This window comes from Faecousia intestinalis (assembly GCF_040096185.1).
In the GTDB taxonomy this organism is placed as follows: domain Bacteria; phylum Bacillota; class Clostridia; order Oscillospirales; family Oscillospiraceae; genus JAZOXB01.
Genome location: NZ_JBBMFF010000075.1, coordinates 1 through 3,655 on the forward strand (window position 1 = coordinate 1; position 3,655 = coordinate 3,655).

Here is a 3,655-nt window from a genome sequence, read left to right on the forward strand (position 1 = left end):
GGTGCAGCGCCGGGCGCGGCATGCCGCTCCCCTACAACGCACCATCGATGGCCATTTTCGATCCCGCGATCCATATTTTTAACCCTATTCTAGCACAAATCACGCGCGGCGGCAACACCGCAGCGCAGGGAGGTCCCATGCTTTCTTATCGATCCTGTACGCTCTGCCCGCGGCGGTGCGGCGTTGACCGCGAAGCGGGTGAGCTCGGCTTCTGCCGGATGCCGGGGCAGCTGCGCGCGGCGCGCGCCATGCTCCATTACGGTGAGGAGCCGCCGATCTGTGCCAATTACGGCACGGGCGCGGTGTTTTTCAGCGGCTGCACGCTGCGCTGCCGCTATTGCCAGAACGGCGTCATCTCGACCGGCGGCGCGGGCGAGGCGCTGACGCCGGAGGCCCTGCGCGAAACGTTCCTGCGCCTCATCGACGAGGGCGCGCAGTCCATCGACCTTGTCACGCCGACGCATTTTCTGCCGTCCATCCTCCCGGCGCTGACGCCGAGGCTGCCCGTGCCCGTCATCTACAACTGCGGCGGCTATGAATCCGTTGAGACGCTGCGGGAGCTGGAGGGCCTGATCGACATCTATCTGCCGGACTACAAATACGCCGACCCGGAGCTGGCGGCACGGCTGTCCGGCGCGCGGGACTACCCAGCCGTCGCGGCGGCGGCCCTGCGCGAGATGTACCGGCAGGTCGGCGGGACGAAGCTGGACGAGGACGGGCAGATGGGGAAGGGAATGCTTGTGCGGCACCTTGTGCTGCCGGGGTATCTCTCGAACACGCTGGCCGCGCTCGACACCATCGCGGCGCTGTTCCCGGCGCGGGACGTTTCCGTTTCGCTCATGAGCCAGTATGTGCCGATGGGCAATCTGCCCGCGCCGCTTGACCGCGGCATCACCCGGGAGGAATATGACGGGGCGCTGAGCTGGATGGAGCTGTGCGGCCTGACGGGCTATTGGCAGGATTTTTCCAGCGCAACGACGGAATACCTGCCGGATTTCGGGGACAAGGGACTGCTTTACTCTGGCTGATGAATGAAATCGTGAAAAAATTCAGGAGCCTCTGAGGAAATCAACAAGAGCGGATGGCGAGAGATTTTTTGGCAAGACAAGGTTTGAAAAGTGCAGGAATACTTTGTGTATTTCAAACTTTTCGAACCGATGGATTGGCGAAAAAGATCCGCCAGCCGCCGCAGGGGATTTCATCAGAGGTTCCGTGTACAAAAACAAATGTTTGCATTGTTGCTGCCGCCGTGCTATAATAATAGAATGATAAAGCAGCACTGCATCATTCAGCGAGAGCACCCGGCGAAAAATATCCGGCGAAGGCCGAAGGTGCAATTGTGCGGGGCTGCCCCAATGGAGGGACGAATATGGGGCGCAGCAGCAGCAAGCGGGAGGAGATCTACGCTTTTCTGAAGGACTATATCGCTTCGCACGGCTATCCGCCGACGACGCGCGAGATCATGGCCGGGGTCGGTCTGCGCTCCACGGCCTCCGTGCACTATCACCTGTCGGAGCTGAGCCGCAGCGGAGCCATTGAAATGGATGGCGGCAAGAACCGCGCCATTTCGCTCGGGGCCGAGGCCGCGCCGCAGGGCGTGCCGCTCGTCGGCGTCGTGACGGCCGGCCAGCCGATCCTCGCCGTGGAAAATATCGAGGGCTATGTGCCGTGGGAGGCCGAGGCCGGGTGCTTTGCGCTGCGTGTGCGCGGCGATTCCATGATCGAGGCGGGCATTTTTGACGGCGACAAGGTCGTCGTGCGGCCGCAGCAGACGGCGGAAAACGGTGAGATCGTCGTGGCGCTGCTCGGCGACTCGGCGACAGTCAAGCGCCTGCGCCGCCGCGGCGGCGAGGTCTGGCTCATGCCGGAGAACCCCGCCTACGACCCCATCGACGGCCGCGAGGCGCAGATCCTCGGCAAGGTCAAGGCCGTCATTCGGGAATATTGAGCAAAAACGGACCCGAGGCTCGTTGGTCGTAAAACAGTAATATGTGAATTTCTTGGAACAGGTATGATTTCGGTCATACCTGTTCCGCTTTTAGCAGTACATCCACAGGGATGAAGCCTATGAGGTCGTGGAGATATGAATCTTCTGCTTTCTCTTGCCGCTGGACTTGTCAGGCGCTTCTACATAGATGCCCTTGGCAAGCAATGCACGTGTGGATACACATCGTGCTTTATGCAAATTTCAGCGTTGCTGCCTTTTGCAAAAACTTGTTGGGAAACATCCCAAACCCTTTAACGATTTTTTCAAAATCGGCTACGCTCCATCTTGAAAAGCGAGTCAGGGATTTTTCGGCTCACGGAGTTCAGGCATATCCGGTTTTTCCTCATATCCGTCAATCGCCACTTGGCGAAGGTAAGCGCTCATATTCTCTATCCCAAGCTGTGCCATCCTCGCCTTTATCAAGCTGAGTTCTTTTTCATCTACAAAGAACTTTACCTGTATCGGTCGTTTGCGATTTCTGTTATCTGGCATAGGTGTCTCCTTCACTCATAACTGACAAAATCCTGCTCAACCAGCGCATAATCAACCGATGATTGAAGCCGACCGAACTGGTCTTTCCAAGAATCGATATTGGTTCGTACCTTGCGGAATCCAAGTAATTCGTAAACGTGCTGCGCTCTTGTGTTTGTCAAGTTCGTATCGAGGATGATTTTGGCATAGCCGTTTCTGAACAGCCAACTGATCAGCATACTCAAAACCTTCCTGCCAACACCACGGTTCTGACAATCGGTTTCGCAGATCTTAATGCCAATTTCTACAACCCCATCTGACACATTGTGGTAATTGCACTCGCCAATCAGACGGTCGCTTTCCTCAACGACCAGAAGACCGTTTCTAAGTCCTTTTACAACTTCTTCCTCGGTCGTTCCCAGGCCGTTGGGAAAGCCTGCGTGTGCCATCACAGCACCATCATTCCACCAAGCGGCAAGCTGCTTCGCATCGGCAACCTCGGCTTGACGGATTGTTAGGTTTTTATGTTGTATTCTCACTTGGTTACTCCTTGCCCTGTCTCCCGACTGTTAGTGTGTACACATATTTTATCACAAGGATAGCTCTGTTTTCAATAGAATACTCGGAATTTAACACCCTAAAATGTAACTTTTCTGCGAATGAAAGTTGATTTTCAGTTTCCACCGTGTCGAACATACTCTGCATCGAAATACCCGCCTATCGACTTTACGGGTTTGAGGGATATTTTGCACGTCCGCAAATAAACGCACTCCCCAGCGAACGGTATCCTCTATGCAGCAATTCGCTGTTTCACAAAGGAACTGCATAAAAGCGGTAACTACTTCACCTTTTTCATTACCCTTGCTTTTCAGCGCAAAAAACAGGTGATTCTCAACCCTTAGATGTAAAAACAGGCGACACCCAACCGAAGTTGAGTGCCGCCTGTTTTGTTGTCCAATCCTGCTTGGCAGATGCCAATTTTGTAGTTTTCTCAAATTACTGTCTTATCAGCACACGCCTGAGGGCCCGTTTTTTTTTGCGTATAGGCTCATGTAGGGAGCGGCATCGTCGAACGCGCAGGGGTTCCAGAATTGTCATTCCGAGGAGCGAAGCGACGTGGGAATCTCGCAGTACCCGGCCGCATCGTGGGAAAGCGATCGGCAAAATCGCAACTGCCTGCCCGAGATTGCCACCGGC

Annotated in this window: 4 protein-coding genes; 2 read left to right on the forward strand and 2 right to left on the reverse strand. The window is 55.5% G+C overall.

Translation table 11 applies throughout. The features are described from left to right. Both WMO66_RS01145 and lexA read left to right on the forward strand, forming a co-directional pair. Window positions 1-1,028 (forward strand): radical SAM protein (locus tag WMO66_RS01145; protein ID WP_349134574.1); only part of this gene is annotated, 1,028 nt, incomplete at its 5' end. A gap of 341 nt (window positions 1,029-1,369) precedes the next feature. Continuing rightward, window positions 1,370-1,948 (forward strand): transcriptional repressor LexA, encoded by a 579-nt coding sequence (lexA, locus tag WMO66_RS01150; RefSeq protein WP_349134575.1) that lies wholly within the window; start codon window positions 1,370-1,372, stop codon window positions 1,946-1,948. A 336-nt stretch (window positions 1,949-2,284) separates the two neighbouring features. Here the strand turns inward: lexA and WMO66_RS01155 are convergent, their stop codons facing one another. Both WMO66_RS01155 and WMO66_RS01160 read right to left on the reverse strand, forming a co-directional pair. Continuing rightward, window positions 2,285-2,479, reverse strand: a complete 195-nt coding sequence (locus WMO66_RS01155; protein WP_349134576.1) for a plasmid mobilization protein — start codon at window positions 2,477-2,479, stop codon at window positions 2,285-2,287. Window positions 2,480-2,490: 11 nt separating this feature from the next. After that, window positions 2,491-2,997, reverse strand: coding sequence for a GNAT family N-acetyltransferase (locus WMO66_RS01160; protein WP_349134577.1), 507 nt, complete (start codon window positions 2,995-2,997; stop codon window positions 2,491-2,493). Window positions 2,998-3,655 lie beyond the last annotated feature (658 nt).

What these genes read in the sequence shown, in the direction of transcription:
- lexA (WP_349134575.1), top strand. Translation starts at nt 1,370, where the DNA reads ATGGGGCGCAGCAGCAGCAAGCGGGAGGAGATCTACGCTTTTCTGAAG.
- WMO66_RS01155 (WP_349134576.1), bottom strand. Translation starts at nt 2,479, where the DNA reads ATGCCAGATAACAGAAATCGCAAACGACCGATACAGGTAAAGTTCTTT.